At 45.8% G+C, this 18,432-nt stretch carries 16 protein-coding genes and 1 other annotated feature; all 16 genes read left to right on the top strand.

Annotation, left to right across the window (positions count from 1 at the left end; genetic code table 11):
* Positions 1–167: 167 nt before the first annotated feature.
* The 16 genes from DWX28_RS02565 to DWX28_RS02490 all read left to right on the top strand — a co-directional run bounded on the left by DWX28_RS02565 (position 168) and on the right by DWX28_RS02490 (position 18,381).
* The gene (locus DWX28_RS02565) at positions 168–1,019 is read left to right on the top strand and encodes a sigma-E processing peptidase SpoIIGA (protein WP_022214803.1); all 852 of its coding nucleotides are present in this window, start codon (positions 168–170) and stop codon (positions 1,017–1,019) included.
* A gap of 12 nt (positions 1,020–1,031) precedes the next feature.
* Positions 1,032–1,763 carry an RNA polymerase sporulation sigma factor SigE gene (gene sigE, locus DWX28_RS02560; RefSeq protein ID WP_022214802.1) on the top strand — a complete coding sequence of 244 codons (732 nt, stop codon included), beginning with the start codon at positions 1,032–1,034 and terminating at the stop codon, positions 1,761–1,763.
* A gap of 103 nt (positions 1,764–1,866) precedes the next feature.
* Complete coding sequence (locus tag DWX28_RS02555; protein WP_319638473.1) at positions 1,867–2,574, top strand: N-acetylmuramoyl-L-alanine amidase; 708 nt, start codon at positions 1,867–1,869, stop codon at positions 2,572–2,574.
* Between the two features lie 119 nt (positions 2,575–2,693).
* A complete protein-coding gene (locus tag DWX28_RS02550) occupies positions 2,694–4,685 on the top strand; it encodes a hypothetical protein (protein ID WP_118251663.1) in 1,992 nt (663 codons plus the stop codon).
* Positions 4,675–6,924, top strand: a complete 2,250-nt coding sequence (locus tag DWX28_RS02545; RefSeq protein WP_118251661.1) for a DUF2298 domain-containing protein — start codon at positions 4,675–4,677, stop codon at positions 6,922–6,924. The genes DWX28_RS02550 and DWX28_RS02545 overlap by 11 nt, the downstream gene beginning before the upstream one ends.
* Positions 6,925–7,083: 159 nt before the next feature.
* Complete coding sequence (locus DWX28_RS02540) at positions 7,084–8,148, top strand: L-threonylcarbamoyladenylate synthase (RefSeq protein WP_118251659.1); 1,065 nt, start codon at positions 7,084–7,086, stop codon at positions 8,146–8,148.
* Positions 8,145–8,606 carry a ribose 5-phosphate isomerase B gene (gene rpiB, locus DWX28_RS02535; protein WP_022214797.1) on the top strand — a complete coding sequence of 154 codons (462 nt, stop codon included), beginning with the start codon at positions 8,145–8,147 and terminating at the stop codon, positions 8,604–8,606. Before DWX28_RS02540 ends, rpiB begins: the two co-directional genes overlap by 4 nt.
* 116 nt (positions 8,607–8,722) lie before the next feature.
* On the top strand, positions 8,723–9,211 hold the full coding sequence (locus tag DWX28_RS02530; protein ID WP_118251657.1) for a deoxycytidylate deaminase: 489 nt from the start codon (positions 8,723–8,725) through the stop codon (positions 9,209–9,211).
* Between the two features lie 13 nt (positions 9,212–9,224).
* On the top strand, positions 9,225–11,132 hold the full coding sequence (locus DWX28_RS02525) for an LTA synthase family protein (RefSeq protein ID WP_118251655.1): 1,908 nt from the start codon (positions 9,225–9,227) through the stop codon (positions 11,130–11,132).
* 80 nt (positions 11,133–11,212) lie between these two features.
* Positions 11,213–11,431, top strand: a binding site (T-box leader).
* A gap of 76 nt (positions 11,432–11,507) precedes the next feature.
* Positions 11,508–12,941 carry a proline--tRNA ligase gene (proS, locus tag DWX28_RS02520; RefSeq protein ID WP_118251653.1) on the top strand — a complete coding sequence of 478 codons (1,434 nt, stop codon included), beginning with the start codon at positions 11,508–11,510 and terminating at the stop codon, positions 12,939–12,941.
* A 1-nt stretch (position 12,942) separates the two neighbouring features.
* Entirely contained in the window at positions 12,943–14,259 is a 1,317-nt protein-coding gene (locus DWX28_RS02515; protein WP_118251651.1) for a CCA tRNA nucleotidyltransferase, read from the top strand.
* A gap of 115 nt (positions 14,260–14,374) precedes the next feature.
* On the top strand, positions 14,375–15,358 hold the full coding sequence (locus DWX28_RS02510) for a CotS family spore coat protein (RefSeq protein WP_118251649.1): 984 nt from the start codon (positions 14,375–14,377) through the stop codon (positions 15,356–15,358).
* Positions 15,359–15,512: 154 nt separating this feature from the next.
* On the top strand, positions 15,513–17,246 hold the full coding sequence (locus DWX28_RS02505) for a phospho-sugar mutase (RefSeq protein ID WP_022214791.1): 1,734 nt from the start codon (positions 15,513–15,515) through the stop codon (positions 17,244–17,246).
* A gap of 15 nt (positions 17,247–17,261) precedes the next feature.
* Entirely contained in the window at positions 17,262–17,642 is a 381-nt protein-coding gene (locus tag DWX28_RS02500; RefSeq protein WP_022214790.1) for a MazG nucleotide pyrophosphohydrolase domain-containing protein, read from the top strand.
* Positions 17,643–17,797: 155 nt separating this feature from the next.
* On the top strand, positions 17,798–18,073 hold the full coding sequence (locus DWX28_RS02495; protein ID WP_022214789.1) for an HU family DNA-binding protein: 276 nt from the start codon (positions 17,798–17,800) through the stop codon (positions 18,071–18,073).
* Positions 18,074–18,138: 65 nt separating this feature from the next.
* A complete protein-coding gene (locus tag DWX28_RS02490; RefSeq protein ID WP_118251644.1) occupies positions 18,139–18,381 on the top strand; it encodes an RNA-binding S4 domain-containing protein in 243 nt (80 codons plus the stop codon).
* Positions 18,382–18,432: the final 51 nt, after the last annotated feature.

Genomic DNA, 18,432 nt, shown 5'->3' with positions numbered 1-18,432 from the left:
GATGCAAAAACGTTTCTATTCTGTCGATAAGGCACGAGAAGTTCTGTGAATCTGTCTCCCTGTTTTGACAAAATCTGCGCCCTTTGTCCACTATAATTAGCTCACTTACCAAAGTGAAGGATTTATACAGGTTCAGAGGGCTTTTTTCTTTGGGGAGGTTTGGATTTATGTATCAGGAGATCTACATAGACGTTGTGTTTGCGGCAAATCTTTTGATGGATTATCTTCTCCTCCGTCTGGTGGGATGGTTCCTGCGGTGTCGTGCGGGGCGCAGACGATGCTTTGCGGCGGCTGCTCTGGGCGCATTTGGTTCCTGCCTGATCCTCTGTATTCCTTCGGAAAACACTCCTGTACTGACAGTGGCACTCCATGGATTCTGTGCACTGGTGATGCTTCGGATCGGGCTTAAGATCCAGAAGGGAGCATTGCTCCTCAAAGCATTTCTGATGTTGTACCTGACTGCGTTCTTATGTGGTGGATTCTGGGAAGCTGTTTCAAGAGAGAGAACACTTACGATCAAAGTTTTTCTGTTATGCGTGTTTGTGGTGTACACAGGCAGCAGTGCATTTCTTTTTGCAGCGGACTCGATCCGGGCGGGCAGACGGAATATTTATCCGGTGACGTTTGGCTATCAGGGCAGAGTACAGTCGGCTTACGGACTTTATGACAGTGGAAACCTGCTGGAAGATCCAATAAGCGGCAAGCCGGTATCGATCATGGAGGCAGAACTTCTTGCGAAGATTTTGCCGAAGGAACATGCAGAGGCACTGAAGAACCTCAATGGAGATCCGGAGAACCTGAAAAGCACAGAGATCGCAGGTCTGAAACCACACTATCTGTTACTTAAGACAGTGGGAAAAGACCCACAGACGTTTCTTGCTGTGAGATTAGACGATCTGTGCATCCATACTCCCGGAGATGTGATTCATATAGCAGAACCGGTTTTTGCTCTGACATTTGAATCCTCCGCTTTGGGCAAGGAATATAAGCTATTGTTGAATTCCAGATTATTGCGTTAGGAGGGGCAGATTATGACAAGATCAGCAGCAGGCGTGGATTATAATCCGTTTCAGTTTTTTCAGAGACTGGTACTTACGAGACCGAGAGAAGTTTATTATATTGGAGGCAGCGATGTCCTCCCGGCACCATTGGAACCGAGGAGAGAAGCATATGTGATCAGCAAGCTGGATACAGATCAGCACCAGGAAGCCAAGGCAATCCTGATTGAACATAATTTAAGGCTGGTTGTCTATATCGCCAAGAAATTTGATAACACAGGAGTAGGTGTGGAGGATCTGATCTCGATCGGTACCATAGGTCTTATCAAAGCGATCAATACGTTTAATCCGGTCAAAAATATCAAACTTGCAACCTATGCTTCCAGATGTATTGAGAATGAGATTCTGATGTACCTTCGCAGGAACAGCAAGACCAGGATGGAAGTTTCCATCGATGAGCCGCTGAATGTGGACTGGGATGGAAATGAACTTCTTCTTTCGGATATTCTGGGAACAGACGATGATGTGATCTCACGCAGGATGGAGGATGAAGTGGAGATCAAACTTCTCGGAAAGGCGATCAACAAGCTTTCTCCGCGGGAGCAGATGATCATCAAACTGCGTTTTGGCCTCAACAATGCAGAAGGCAAGGAAAAGACCCAGAAAGAAGTTGCAGATCTTCTTGGAATCTCCCAGTCCTACATTTCCAGACTTGAGAAACGGATCATGAAGAGGCTGAAGAAAGAGATCGTAAAATATGAATAAAGATGCAATACACACAGTTACTGTGAACGAAGCGGACAGTAACAGATTCTGTTTATAAGAGAGCGCACCCGGGCATATACATAAAGAGAATATGCAAAAGGGTGTGTTCTTTTTGAAAAAATGTGTAATGGAACTGATAATGGCGTGCTTTTTGCTGATATGTTTTTATTTTCTGTCCAGACAGGCTGCGACGGTGTCTGTCTGGATGAATTCCGAAGAGGCAGAACAGAAAGGGAATGTAATCGTACTGGATCCTGGACATGGCGGAAGTGACCCTGGCATGATCGGTATAGACGGACTGGAAGAAAAAGGAATCAACCTGTCAGTGAGCCTTCTTCTCAGGGAAAAACTGGAAGAAAAAGGTTATACAGTTGTTCTGACAAGAGAATCGGATCAGGGACTCTACGATGATTCAGCCCAGAACAAAAAAGCCCAAGATATGCAGAGAAGGATCGCACTGATTGATGAAACTGCACCTGTGCTGACTGTGAGTATCCACCAGAACAGCTACCATGATCCCAGCGTAAAGGGACCGCAGGTCTTTTATTATGAAACGTCCGGTGAAGGGAAAGAACTGGCAGCAGATCTGCAGGAAAGTCTGAATACGACACTTGAAGTTGAACGGCCACGGGAGATCAAAGGAAATACGAGCTACTATCTCCTCAAAAGAAGCAAAGGAGTACTGGTGATCGCAGAGTGCGGATTCCTGACCAATCCAGATGAAGCAGATCTTCTCCAGACAGAAGAATATCAGGAGAAGGTAGCGGACGCACTGACAGATGGAATTGTGACATATTTGCGAAAAGTATAAAACTTTTTTGCTATTGATTTCGTATTCTGTTATACTGACTAGAGGATCGTAAGAAAAGTAAGTGCAGGATAAAATACAGGAATTATGATACAGAAAGTACGATCCCGGAGGAATAGGATATGTTAGGAATTATTTACTGTCTGCTGGCAATATTGATCGGAAAAGAAGTGGCAGGCATGTTTTTCGTCTCTGAAAACAGGAATAAGAGTACCCGTACAAATCAGTTCTGGATTCTGGCTTCCGGAGCCCTGGGAACCGGACTTTTGATCTTTGGATGGATCACTTATATGATTTCCTGGGCGGCAAGCGCACTTGGAGCGGAGAAACCACTTATTTATGGAAATTTGGCAGTGATGGCAGGAGCGGCTGTTTTTCTGGCCCTTCTGTACGGCAGACGTTATCGAAAAGAGAATTCGATTCTGTCAGAATATGAACAGGCTCTGATCCACGATAAGAAACAATTCCGGAAGGAACTGATTTTGCTTGTGATCCTTGCTGTATTTCTTACATGGATCATGTTCTATGTTTTTTACATAAAAGACGGTGTCCTTTATTCCGGCTATACGGTTTATGGAGACTATGCACCGCATACAGCGATGATGAGGTCCTTCTCTCTTGGAAACAATTTTCCAACGCAGTATCCACATTTTGGCGGTCAGGATGTAAAATATCATTTTATGTTTCAGTTTCTTGTAGGAAATCTGGAATTCCTTGGACTGCGGCTGGATTTTGCCTATAATATCGTCAGTATTCTGGCATTACTGGCATTTCTGATGATGCTTTATAATCTGGCACTGCGGATTACCGGAAGTTTTGCAGCTTCTGTAATGACGATCGTTTTTTTCTTCTTTCGAAGTGCACTGACGTTCTTTCATTTTGTGCTGGAGCATCTTCAGGCAGGGGATCTTATGGAAACGTTCAGGAATAATATGAACTTTATCGGTTATACGCCAAATGAAAACTGGGGACTCTGGAATTTTAATGTTTATCTGAATCAGAGACACCTGGCATTTGGACTTCTGATCGTTACACTGGCTCTGTGGATGTTTCTGGAATGGGTGGACGCAGGCTGTGCACATGAGGAGAAAGGCTGGAACTGGCTGACCGGAAGAATATTCAGCAGGGAGGCATGGAAAAGCCGTAACCTCGAAAATGCATTAATGGCAGGTATGATGCTGGGGCTGACTTCTTTCTGGAATGGAGCGGCTGTGATCGGAGGACTTCTGATCCTGTTTGGATTTGCGGCGTTCTCCGACGGAAAGCTTGATTATCTTGTGACTGCCATAGCAGCAGTTGTTTTTGCAGAGCTTCAGGCGAAAGTTTTTATCTGGGGCGATGCGGTAAGTACTTCGTTTTACTGGGGATTTCTGGCAGAGGACAAATCACTGCACGGGGTACTGTGGTTCCTTTTGCAGATGAGCGGAGTTTTTTTTCTTGGCGCACTGGTACTTCTGTATTTCCTGAAAGACCGCAGACAGAGAGTGCTTCTGACAAGTTTTCTCTTTCCGTTGATTTTCGCATTTTGTATTTCGCTGACACCGGATATTGCGGTAAACCAGAAATATATTATGATCTCCTACGCATTTGTGGCAATGTTCTGGGGATGGGCATTTGTGAAACTGTTCCAGAAGGGGATCTGGCGGAAACTGGCAGCAGTTGTACTCGCCATCTGCCTGACGATCACCGGTATCTATGATTTTGTGATCATTGTCAGGGACAATGGCCCGGGAAGAAGGGTGTCGGTAAATCTGAACAGTGCACTGACAGACTGGCTGGCAGAGAATCTGACGAGTGAAGATCTGATCCTGACACCGGAATACAGCATCAATGAGGTGACAATGGCGGGTGTCATGATGTATATGGGATGGCCGTATTATGCATGGTCAGCGGGTTATGACACATACAGACGCGCGGACATCGCAAAAACAATTTACAGTTCAACTGATGAAAATACTGTGAAAAAACTTGTAAAGCAGGAGAAAATCACCTATATTTTATTCGAAGATGGAATGACGTTTGAAGAAACGGAATGCAGAGAAGATACGATTGCAGAGGCATTTCGTCTTGTATACCAGTCAGAGGATGGGAGAATAAGAATTTATGAAACCTGAAATGATTAAAAAAACAATAATAAGAGTCATACCGGCAGCCTTTCTTGTGGCGCTGTCTGCGTTCCTTCTCAAAGGAGATGTGTGGACATTCTGGACCTGGTATCTGCTTGCAGGAGTACTGGGGATTGTGGGAATGGCGGTTACAGGACGGCTGTTCCGGGGATTTGCGGATAAGGGATGGATGTTTTCAAAGGTTGTTTCCATCACGATCACAGGATTCCTGACATGGTTTCTGGTATCCGTCAGAATACTGAAATTCACGACTGTTACCTGTGTGGGAATTACGGCGGCATTTGGCGTTGCCTGCATTTTTCTGTATGAAAGACAGCGGAGACAGGGATATGACTGCCTGCCGATCGAAAATCTGGATCTTGTTTATGCAGAGGAGATTCTGTTTTTTGCCGTATTTCTTCTGTGGACCTATCTGGCAGGATTTCATCCGGCAGCACACGGGACAGAGAAATTTATGGACTATGGTTTCATGGAAGCCATGATGCGAAGCAAGACACTTCCGGCAACCGATCTCTGGTATTCCCAGGGCAAGATCAACTATTATTATGGCGGTCAGTATTTCGCCGTATTTCTGACGAAGCTTTCCGGAACGAAAGTAGAACTCACATACAATCTGATGCGTACTTTTGTGGCAGCGTTTGCTTTTGTACTTCCGTTTTCGCTGGTACACCAGATGACTCTGGACATGCAGGGCAGAGTTTCAGGATGGAAGAAGAATCTTCCGTCCATCACAGGCTTCCTTGCAGGTCTGGCAGTTTCCATTGCAGGAAATATGCATTATGTTGTCTATGCACAGATTATTCCGCTGATCCAGAAATTAAAGGGCGAGGAAGTGAGCAGCTACTGGTTTCCGGATGCGACACGCTATATTGGATTTAATCCGGATGTGCCGGATAAGACGATCCATGAATTTCCGTGCTATTCATTTGTATTAGGAGATCTCCATGCACATGTGGTAAATATTATGTTTGTCCTGCTTCTTCTGGGACTTCTGTATGCATGGATGAAGAAAGTACGGAATACGACACCGTCTATGGAAAAACAGGGCCGGAAGAAATTCTGGATGAAGCAGCTTCTGATGCCGCAGATCCTTGCAGCGGCAATGCTCCTTGGAATGTTCCACTGGACAAACTACTGGGATTTCGTTATCTATTATGTTGTGACCGGCGGAACGGTTCTGTTTATGAATATTATCTGCCTTAAGGGTGATATCAGGCGGATCGCTGCAGTGACAGCAGCACAGGCAGTCGAGATCTTTGCCATTGCGACAGTGATCATCCTGCCGTTTACTTTACAGTTTACAACAATGGTGCAGGGCGTGAGACTGGCACAGAATCACTCCCTTCCACACCAGCTTCTGATCCTGTGGGGACTTCCGACAGTTCTGACGCTTGTATTTGTAATTTCGCTGATCGTGGAGAAACTCAAAGGACTGGAGCATAAATCTCTGTATCGGCTGATGAAAGCAGTCCGCACGCCGGACCTGTTTGCGGTAATTATGGGACTGTGTGCGATCGGACTTGTGGCGATCCCGGAACTGGTTTATGTCCGTGATATTTATGAGAACAGAAATGCCCGTGCGAACACCATGTTCAAGCTGACTTATCAGGCGTATATCATGTTTGGAATGACGATGGCATATGTGATCTTCCGCCTGCTGATCGTGAACCGCAAAAAGATTCTCAAAGCGATCGCAGCGATCGGGCTGGTTCTTCTTCTGTGGACCTGCGGATATTTTGGAAGAAGCGTAAATTCCTGGTTTGGACAGGTTTTGGATCCATCCCAGTATAAAGGACTGAATGCGACGGCTTTCCTGGAGACAGATTATGTTGAGGATGTCGGTGCGATCAAATGGCTCAAAGAAAACATCGAAGGTTCCCCGGTAGTGCTGGAGGCAAACGGCGACAGCTATTCTGAATACGAACGAGTTTCCGCTATGACCGGTCTTCCGACAGTCATGGGATGGTATGTACATGAATGGCTGTGGCGAAATGACGTAGCTGACCTGAATGAGAAATCCAGCGAAATCGAGACTATCTACACTTCGACAGACACTGCGAGAGTTCAGGAGCTGATTGAGAAATATGATATTTCCTATATCTTTGTAGGCTCCTGTGAGAGAGAAAAATATGGCGAGAACCTTAATAATGCAGGGCTGGAAAGCCTTGGTGAGATCGTATATCAGGATCCGGATTATGAGACCTATATTGTGAAGATTGAGAAATAACCCTATAAATCAGATGATTATGCGTCAAAATCGCCTGTTGTACATTTCACAGAAATCTACTATAATAGAGCACATGAGAAAATCATGGAAAAATCTACATCCTTCAGTAAAACTGAACGGAGTGGACAGTAACGAAACAGAATGAGAGGACATACAGAAATGAAAGCGGAAGTTGTGGCAATGGATGCAGAGCATCTGGATATGGAAGCCATACAAAAAGCAGGAAAGATATTAAAGGAGGGCGGTCTTGTCGCTTTTCCTACGGAAACAGTTTACGGACTTGGCGGCAACGCCCTGGATCCGAAAGCATCCATGAAGATTTATGCGGCGAAGGGCAGACCTTCCGATAATCCGCTGATCGTGCATATCGCAGACATCGACGATCTGGCAAAAATCACGACAGAGATTCCTAAGGGCGCACGTATCCTTGCAGAGAAATACTGGCCGGGACCGCTGACCATGATCCTGCCAAAAGCAGATATTGTGCCGAAGGAGACTACGGGAGGGCTTGATAGTGTGGCAGTACGTTTCCCGAGCGACCGTATTGCACAGGAACTGATTAAAGCTGCCGGTGGTTTTGTGGCAGCACCGAGCGCGAATACTTCAGGCAGACCGAGTCCTACGATGGCAGAGCATGTCGAGGAGGACCTGGGTGATGCGATTGAGATGATTATTGACGGGGGACAGGTCGGTATCGGTCTGGAATCTACGATCGTTGATTTTACCGAGGATGCACCGGTAGTCTTAAGACCTGGATATATTTCGCTTGAGATGCTTAAGGATACACTGGGGGATGTCCGTATGGACAGAGGTCTTCTGATCACTGACAGCAGTGTACATCCGAAAGCACCCGGAATGAAGTATCGGCATTATGCGCCGAAGGCAGATCTGTCCATTGTAGAAGGACCGCAGGATGAGGTGATCGCCTGCATCAACCGTCTGACCCGTGAAGCGGCATCAACCGGGCTGAAGACAGGAATTATCGCGACAGACGAGACGAAAGATCAGTACGCAGACGGACTGGTTTTAAGCATAGGCAGCAGAGAAGAAGAAGAGACGATTGCACACCATCTTTATGGGGTACTGAGAGATTTTGATGAGGCGCAGGTCAATGTGATCTATTCAGAAGCTTTCTATACACCAAGGATGGGTCAGGCAATCATGAACCGGCTTCTCAAGGCGGCCGGACACAAAATTATCAAGACACAGGAGGAAGAGAAATGATAGCATTAGGATGTGACCATGGCGGTTACGAACTGAAACAGGAGATCATCAAATATCTGGAGGAGCATAATCTGGAATATACAGATTTCGGATGTGACAGCCTGGAATCTACAGATTATCCAATCTATGCAAAGCGAGTGGCAATCGCTGTCCAGAGTGGTGACTGTGATAAGGGAATCCTTATCTGTGGAACCGGAATCGGTATTTCCATCACAGCAAATAAATTCAAGGGAATCCGTGCAGCACTGTGTTCTGACTGCTTCAGTGCAGAGGCAACAAGACTTCACAATAATGCAAACATCCTTGCAATGGGTGGAAGAGTTGTAGGCCCGGGACTTGCGGTCAAGATCGTAGATACTTTCCTGAACACTCCGTTTTCTGAGGAGGAACGTCATATCCGCAGGATCAAACAGATGGAAGAAGATACAGATATCGTGGATGTGAATCCGGAAGTATAAATCGCGATCATAAAATATACAAAAAATTACTGCCGGCTTTCTGGAATATCAGGAAGCCGGTAAAATTTGGCTATTGTCAGCAATAACAAAATTTGCGGGGGAGGTTTTTACAGAAGATGTATAATCAAAAAAGAAAAGACTATATTTCCTGGGATGAATATTTTATGGGTGTGGCAATGCTTTCAGGCATGCGGTCGAAGGATCCGAATTCTCAGGTGGGCGCCTGCATCGTAAGTGAGGATAACAAGATTCTTTCGATGGGTTATAATGGATTTCCGAAGGGCTGTTCTGATGATGAGTTTCCGTGGGCAAGGGAAGGTGAACCACTGGATACGAAGTATCTGTATGTTACGCACAGCGAATTGAATGCGATTCTGAATTACAGAGGCGGAAGCCTGGAAGGGGCGAAACTTTACGTTTCCCTGTTCCCGTGTAATGAATGTGCCAAGGCAATCATTCAGTCCGGTATCAAGACGATCGTTTATGACTGTGACAAATACGAGAATACGCCATCTGTGATCGCGTCCAAGCGAATGCTGGATGCGGCAGGAGTACGTTACTATAAATACAAACGGACAGGCAGAGAGATCAATCTGACTGTCTGAACAGGAGAAAATTTTGAAGGAAGAAAAAGAGAGCATACAGGCTAAGTCCGGAAGCAGAACTTCCCTGCCCGGATATATTATAAGTGTTTTACTGCTGGTGGCATCACCGGTAGTTATGTTTTGTGCTGTGCAGATGATCACCTGGCTGAGCGGTCAGAAACAACTGGGACATATAATGTTCAGAAATGTTATAAAATCACTGACAGAAATTCCGGCAGATTATGTCATAAAAAATATGTGGATCTATATAGCAGTGCTTTTTGTACTGATCCTCATCTTTCGGAAGATTCGATGGGCAGTACTGGTATATGGAGTACTGCTGACCGTAATTACACTGGTAAATTATTATGTCGTTATGTTCCGTGGGCAGGCATTTATGCTGCTGGACGTTCTGGGAATGGGAACAGCAGCGGATGTAATGGGAAATTACAGTTTCACGGTACCGCGGCATCTCAAAATAATACTGTTTTTTGAGGCGGCATTCCTTATCTTCCAGTTTGTATTCCAGAAACTGGAACTTGGAAAAAAGAGCAGGAAAAATCTGATCTGCCGTATGGGAAGTCTGGTAATACTTTTTATTGTAGCAGTGCAGGCGCTTCCACTTCTCAAGAATGCACAGGGAGTTGATCTCTGGAATGTTAACAAAGACTATACTCAGAAAGGGTATTTATACACACTTTTACTTGAGGCACGGTACATCAGTGTTGAAAAGCCAGATGGTTATTCACCGCAGAAAGTAGATGAAATCCTGGCAGAAAATGAGAAAGAAACTTCCGAAGAGAAGAAAACAGCTGCAGGAAACCAGACTGTTCCGCAGAATATTATCATGATCATGAATGAAAGTCTTGCGGATTTTGAAAGTACAGGTGACCTTCAGACGGATACAGAAATTCTGCCATTTATTCACAGCCTGAATAAGAATGTGACGTATGGTAAGCTGCATGTACCGACATTTGGAGGTGGAACAGCGAGATCCGAATATGAGGCTCTGACAGGAAACAGTATTCAGTTTTTCCCGGCAGCCTGCCAGCCATATGAACTTTATGTCAGGGATCCGGAGTATGGTCTGGCAGATATCCTGGGGTCACAGGACTATGAACCTGTAGCAATGCATCCGAACAATGCATCCAACTGGAATCGCTCTAAGGTGTATGTGAGAATGGGATTTGATGAATTCCTGAGTATAGAGAACTGGGGCGATGAATTTTGTGACAGAGTCCGTAAACATTATTACAGTGATGCGACTGTCTATGACAAAATAATTAAGATGTATGAGGATAAAGAAGAGGATCAGAAGCTTTTTACATTCTGTGTGACGATGCAGAACCATGGCGGTTATGATGAAACTACAAATGGAGAAGACTATGAACCGGATGTCAAATTAAATTATGATGAAGAATATCCGTATGCAGAAACATATCTGTCACTTGCAAGACAGTCGGATCTCGCGTTTAAGGATCTTCTCACATATTTTGAAAAAGTTGACGAACCAACAATGATCGTCATGTTCGGAGATCACTGGCCGCAGCTTGAGGATGGCTTTTTTGAACAGCTCCTTGGCAAAAAGAAAAGCAGTCTGGAAACTATAGAATCTCAGATAACTTACACTACACCATATATCATATGGACAAATTACCCGTCTGAGACAAAAGAAGAGGATATCAGCTGCAATTACCTCGGATCCAGCATGCTCGAAAAAGCGGGTGTTCAGCTTACGGAATATGAACAGTTCCTTGCCAATCTGAAAGAGGAACTTCCGATCATCGGAGTGGGTGCAGTGTGTGATAAAGACGGAAACTGGTATACTATGGACGATCTTCCGGAGAAATACCAGACCCTTCTGAACGAATATCAGATTCTGCAGTATAATAACCAGTTTGAGAAAAAACAGATCAGAGAGAGTGCTTTTACAGTTGAGTGAGGTAAAATCACTCTTGACATCACCAGATATTTCGAATAGAATAAATATCAAATATGCAGAAGTTTTCTGGCATAAATAAGATAACGGCGATGAAGAGAATAGTACATGAGGAGCAATCTCAGAGAGGAATCCATATGGTGTGAGGATTCTGTGCGCGAATCGTGGAACCGGCCTCGGAGCTCTGTACAAGTGAAGTGCAGCGTAGATCCAGCGTTAAGGGAGCTTGAGAGAGCAATTTTTTTCTGGCATACAGGAGTTGCTAATTAGGGTGGTACCGCCGAAGTCCTTCGGTCCCTTTACCGGGATCAGAGGACTTTTTTTATACACAGAAGCCTCTGATCTGATATAAAATCATTTACAGAAAAGGAGAAAATCATGGCAAAGAAATTAGTAGAAGCTATCACTTCCATGGAAGAAGATTTCGCACAGTGGTATACTGACGTTGTAAAAAAAGCAGAGCTGTGCGGTTACACAAGCGTAAAAGGATGCATGGCGATCAAACCGGCAGGTTATGCGATCTGGGAAAACATCCAGCACGAACTTGACCGTAGATTCAAAGAGACAGGTGTACAGAACGTATACATGCCGATGTTCATTCCGGAATCTCTTCTTCAGAAAGAGAAAGACCACGTAGAGGGTTTTGCACCGGAAGTAGCATGGGTAACACACGGTGGACTGAACGAACTTCAGGAGCGTCTCTGTGTACGTCCGACTTCTGAGACTCTGTTCTGTGATTTCTATCAGAAAGATATCCAGTCTCACAGAGATCTGCCGAAGGTATACAACCAGTGGTGCTCTGTAGTCCGCTGGGAGAAGACAACACGTCCGTTCCTTCGCTCCAGAGAGTTCTTATGGCAGGAAGGTCATACTGCACACGCAACAGCAGAGGAAGCAGAGGAGAGAACGATCCAGATGCTGAACCTGTACGCTGATTTCTGCGAAGAAGTTCTGGCTATCCCGGTCATCAAAGGTCAGAAGACAGACAAAGAAAAATTCGCAGGTGCAGTAGCTACCTACACAATTGAGTCCCTGATGCATGACGGTAAAGCACTTCAGTCCGGTACAAGCCACAACTTCGGTGACGGATTCGCCAGAGCATTCGGCATTCAGTACACAGACAAGGACAATACACTGAAATACGTACACCAGACATCCTGGGGTATGACAACACGTATGATCGGTGCGATCATCATGGTTCACGGTGACAACAGCGGACTTGTCCTGCCTCCGAGAATCGCTCCGACTCAGGCAGTCATCATTCCGATCCAGCAGCGCAAAGAAGGCGTTCTTGAGAAAGCAGATGAACTGTTTGCAGCACTCAAGGCAGCTGGCATCCGTGTCAAAGTAGACGACACCGACAGAAGCCCGGGATTCAAATTCGCAGAGCAGGAAATGAGAGGAATTCCGGTTCGTATCGAATGTGGACCGAAGGATATCGAGAACGGACAGGCTGTTATCTGCCGTCGTGATACAAGAGAGAAATATGTCGTTTCCTTTGAAGAACTTGCGTCCAAAGTTCAGGAAGTTCTTGATCTTATGCAGAAGGAAATGCTGGAGCGCGCACGTGCACACCGCGATGCTCACACTTATGTTGCAACAAACTACGAAGAATTCAAAGACACCATCAACAACAAACCGGGCTTTGTCAAAGCTATGTGGTGTGGAAACCGCGAGTGCGAGGACAAGATCAAAGAAGATGTTCAGGCAACATCCAGATGTATGCCGTTTGAACAGGAGCATCTGAGCGATGTCTGCGTATGCTGTGGAAAACCGGCGAAGAAGATGGTTTACTGGGGAAGAGCATACTAATATGAAATTAACGATTCCATCCGATGCAGAAGAAATTCTGCGGGTTTTAAATGAAAATGGTCATGAGGCTTATGTAGTCGGAGGCTGTGTCCGGGATTCTATTCTGGGACGCTGCCCCAACGACTGGGATATCACCACTTCTGCCTCTCCATATCAGGTCAAGGAATTATTTCCACGCACGATAGATACCGGGCTCCAGCACGGTACTGTCACGGTAATGATGGATAAGGAAGGTTATGAGGTGACAACTTACCGTGTGGACGGTGAATATGAAGATGGCCGTCATCCGAAGCAGGTGACGTTTACTTCCAGTCTGGAAGAGGATCTGAAACGCAGAGATTTCACGATCAATGCCATGGCATACCATCCGAAGGAGGGGATTGTCGATCTTTTTCACGGGATGGATGATATGCAGAACAAGGTCATCCGTTGTGTAGGTGATCCGCTGGAGCGCTTTCATGAGGATGCACTGCGTATCATGAGGGCAGTGCGTTTTTCGGCACAGCTTGGTTTTGAGATCGAGGAAGAGACGAAGGCGGGGATCAGCAGACTGACTCAGAATCTCCGGAATGTCAGTGCCGAGAGGATTCAGGCAGAGCTTGTGAAGCTTCTTGTCTCGCCGCATCCGGATTATCTCCGTGTGGCATATGAAACAGGAATCACGAAAGAGTTTCTGCCGGAGTTTGACCGCTGCATGGAAACGGAACAGAACACCCCGTACCACTGCTTTACCGTTGGAGAGCATATCCTGCACAGTCTTCTTTATGTGGAGGCGGACAAGGTGCTACGCCTGACAATGCTGCTTCATGATATTGCGAAACCGGTTATGAAGACCACGGACGAAAACGGACGGGATCATTTCAAAATGCATTCGGTAAAAAGTGAGGAGATGTCGAAGCAGATCCTTCGCCGGCTGAAATTTGATAATGATACGATCATGCAGGTTTCCCATCTGATCCGTTATCATGACGACAGACCGGAGGGACAGATGAAATCTGTGAGAAGGGCTGTGAACAGGATCGGGGAGGAACTTTTTCCATTATATCTTAAAGTCCAGAAAGCAGATATGCTGGCACAGAGCGAATACCGCCGTGATGAAAAGATTGCCCGGCAGGAGAGCGTAAAAGCTTGCTATGAGGAAATGTTGAAGCAGAATCAGTGCGTTTCCCTCAAGACACTGGCAGTGACCGGAAGAGATCTGATCCAGGCAGGATACAAGCCGGGACCGGAACTTGGCGAGATCCTGAACCGGCTTCTGGAGCACGTTCTGGATGTTCCGGAGGATAATACAAAAGAAAAATTAATGTCACTCATCTGACATCCTTAAGGCTGTTGCGGCTGCACATGAAGCAGTACCGCGGCAGTCTTTTTTGCATTTCTGCGTGACGGGGTACATAAGATAGAAGGTACAAAAACAAGAGGGGGATTTTAATTTGTATGATTATGGATTCAGTACGCTGGAACAGTACAGCCTGACCGTGCTCTCCACAGCCCGCACGCGGGGGGCGCTTCTCTGCCGCTGCGAGGAGGGGCTTTTTATCCTGAAAGAATTCAAGGGGACGGAGAAGAAGCTTAAGAAGCAGCAGGAGCTTCTCGAGGGACTTTCGGCTGCCGGCTGCCGGGTTGACCGCTATCTTCCGAATAAAGAAGGAAATCTGGTCAGCCGGGACCGTGATAATATTCCATACACACTGCAGTTCTGGTATGAGGGAAGGGAGTGCGATACCAGGTCGGAGGAGGATATCCTGCGGAGCGTGCGGACTCTGGCACAGATGCATAAATATATGAAACTTCCACTGGTTCAGGATTATATGGAACCTTCACTGGAAGATATCTATCAGAGACATAATCAGGAACTGCGAAAGATCCGTAAATTTATCCGCAAAAAAGGGGCATCCTGTCAGTTCGAAAAACTGTATCTGGCGACGGTGGAGGATTATCTGGAAAAAGGTGACATGGCATTGGGGCTTCTGCGAGATTCTGCCTATTCGAAACTTCGACAGGATGTGACAGAAAACGGCTGGATCTGCCACGGGGAGTATAACCAGCATAATGTCCTTATGATCAGAAAAGAGACTGCAGTCACCAGCTTTGCGCACTGGGGCTTTGATGTGCAGATGGCTGATCTGTACCGTTTTATGCGAAAGATCCTTGAGAAATATAACTGGGATGTGCGGCTTGGAATGAAAATGCTCAGTGCCTATCACAAAGAAAAAAGTATCTCGGAGGATGAATGGCAGAATATCCATATCCGCTTTCTTTATCCGGAAAAATACTGGAAACTGGCAAACTATTACTATTCCCACAACAAAGCCTGGATCTCAGAAAAAAACACGCAGAAGTTAAAGAAGCTGACAGGGCAGAAAGAAGCCTGGCAAAACTTCGGAGCAAAATGTCTCGAAAATTATCCTTTTTGATTGTTTTTTATCAGGAACAAGGTTAAAAATTGGTAAATTTGACTGTAACTGTACGGTTTTCTCTTCCTTTTTTACGCAAAGAGGTGTATAATATAAAGCACCAATGGTCTTACAAAAAGACTGGAAAATACTATCAACAGGGAGGTATATCAGTATGGATTACAAAGAGGTATATGAGCAGTGGCTGTCCAACCCATACTTTGATGAAGCGACAAAGGAAGAATTAAAAAATATTGCAGAAGATGATAATGAGATCAAAGAACGTTTTTATATGGATCTGGAGTTCGGTACCGCAGGTCTCCGTGGAATCATCGGAGCCGGAACCAACCGCATGAACATCTATGTAGTAAGAAGAGCAACTCAGGGTCTTGCAAACTACATCGCAAAGGTTGACAAGAAATCACAGGGTGTTGCGATCGCATACGATTCCCGTCATATGTCACCGGAATTTGCCGAGGAAGCAGCTCTCTGTCTTGCAGCAAACGGAATCAAGGCATATATCTTTGAATCACTGAGACCGACACCGGAACTTTCTTTTGCAGTACGTCACCTCGGATGTGTTGCAGGTATCAACGTAACAGCCAGCCATAACCCGCCGGAATACAACGGATATAAGGTATACTGGGAAGATGGCGCACAGATCACACCGCCTCACGACAGCGGAATCATGGGAGAAGTTAAATCCATTTCTGACTGGAATACTGTTAAGACTATAGACAAGGCAGAAGCAGAAAAAGCAGGTCTGTTCCAGGTGATCGGCAAAGAAGTAGACGATGCTTACATGGCAGAACTTAAGAAACAGGTTCTTCACATGGATGCGATCAAGGCTGAGGGCAAGAACCTCAAGGTTGTTTACACACCTCTTCACGGTACAGGAAACATCCCGGCAAGAAGAATCCTCAAAGAACTTGGATTTGAGAACGTTTACGTTGTCAAAGAACAGGAACTGCCGGATGGAGATTTCCCGACAGTAAGCTATCCGAACCCGGAAGCAGCAGAGGCATTCGAACTTGGACTGAAACTTGCCAAAGAAGTAGATGCAGACCTCGTTCTGGCAACAGACCCGGATGCAGACCGTCTTGGTGTACGTGTCAAGGACAAGAACGGCGAATATCATGATCTGACAGGAAACATGTCAGGCTGCCTGCTTGCAAACTATGAGATCAGCCAGAAGAAAGCGATCAACGGAAGTCTTCCGGAGGATGGCGCTCTGATCAAAACCATCGTTACCACAAACCTGGCAGATGCGATCGCCAAAGGATACGGCGTAAAACTGATCGAAGTTCTGACAGGATTCAAATTCATCGGACAGCAGATCCTCGGATTCGAGCAGAGCGGCAAGGGAAGCTATCTCTTCGGATTTGAAGAGAGCTACGGCTGCCTGATCGGTACATATGCAAGAGACAAAGATGCGATCGTAGCTACAATGGCACTCTGCGAAGCTGCTGCATACTACAAGACTCAGGGCAAGACTCTCTGGGATGCAATGATTGAGATGTACGAACAGTTTGGTTACTACAAGGATGCAATCCAGTCTGTAACCATGAAGGGAATCGAAGGACTTCAGAAGATCCAGGAGATCATGAACTCCCTGCGTCAGAATCCGCCGGCAGAGTTTGCAGGACACAAGGTCGTTGCTGTAAGAGACTACAAGGCAGACACGATCACAGATGTGGCAACAGGCGCAGTGAAACCTACAGGACTTCCGAACTCCAACGTTCTGTACTATGAACTGACAGATGATGCATGGGTATGCGTTCGTCCGTCCGGAACAGAGCCGAAGGTTAAATTCTACTACGGCGTTAAGGGAACTTCCCTTGCAGATGCAGATGAGAAATCTGACATCATGGGCAAGGCAGTTCTGGATATGGTTGACTCCATGAAATAATCAGGTAACTGGCGTATGCAGGAATTTGACAGATTTATGGAAGTTGTCCGGGAACTCCGGAAGAAATGTCCGTGGGACAGTGTGCAGACACATGAAAGCCTGAAGCCATATCTTATGGAGGAAGCAGGGGAAGTCCTTGAGGGGATCGATCACCTGAATGCAGAGGGCGACAGCCAGAATCTCTGCGAGGAACTGGGAGACGTTCTGTTCCAGGTTGCACTTCACAGTGTGATCGCGGAGGAAGAAGGGCTTTTTACGATCAAGGATGTGATCTCGGGCGTGGAATCCAAGATGAAATTCCGTCATCCGAAGATTTTTTCACCGGATGATGCAGAGGCAGTGTCTTTGTCTTGGGATGAATTGAAAGCCCGTGAAAGACAGAAGAAATCAGAGTGATTTTTTCTTTAAAAAAACGACAGGAGGCAGCCTCCAATGGCAGGAAAAGCCTTGACAATTTGACACAAAAGGTATATATATAGTAAATAGCGTGCATATGCCAGGAAGCATTACGCAATAAATTAAGAAAGAGATTATTTAGAGGAGGAAACACCATGAATAAAACAGAATTAGTAGCAGCAATGGCGAAAGAAACAAACCTTTCCAAGAAAGACGTAGAGGCAGTTTTAAAATCTTTCACCGACGTTGTGGCATCCGAATTAAAAAAAGGTGGAAAAATCCAGTTAGTAGGTTTTGGTACATTTGAAGTAAGCGAAAGAGCAGCAAGAGAAGGAAGAAATCCTCAGACTGGCGAGACAATGACGATCGCAGCTTCCAAAGCACCGAAATTCAAAGCAGGAAAAGCTCTGAAAGATCTGGTAAACGAATAATTATAGCGTAAGCTGGGGGAACGATGAGTTCCCCCATTTTTTAACGGAATTTAAAGGAGAAACTTATGAGACTTGACAAATATCTGAAGATCTCACGTCTGATCAAGAGAAGAACCGTGGCGAACGAAGCATGTGACGCAGGAAGGGTCCTTGTCAATGACCGTCCTGCCAAAGCATCCGCACAGGTCAAGGCAGGCGATACCATTGAGATCCAGTTTGGCGGCGGCAAGAATGTCAAAGTAGAAGTTCTGGAAGTAAAGGATACTGTCCGCAAGGAAGACGCGGAGAATCTTTATAAATATCTCTGATCGCAGATAATGCCCGGTCTATCTGCCCTGATCTTTACATAAACTGAAATG

It is taken from the genome of Blautia sp. AF19-10LB (assembly GCF_003461245.1).
Classification (GTDB): Bacteria; Bacillota; Clostridia; order Lachnospirales; family Lachnospiraceae; genus Blautia_A; species Blautia_A intestinihominis.
Note: the sequence above shows the minus strand (reverse complement) of the source record. Positions and strands in the feature narration are given on the sequence as shown.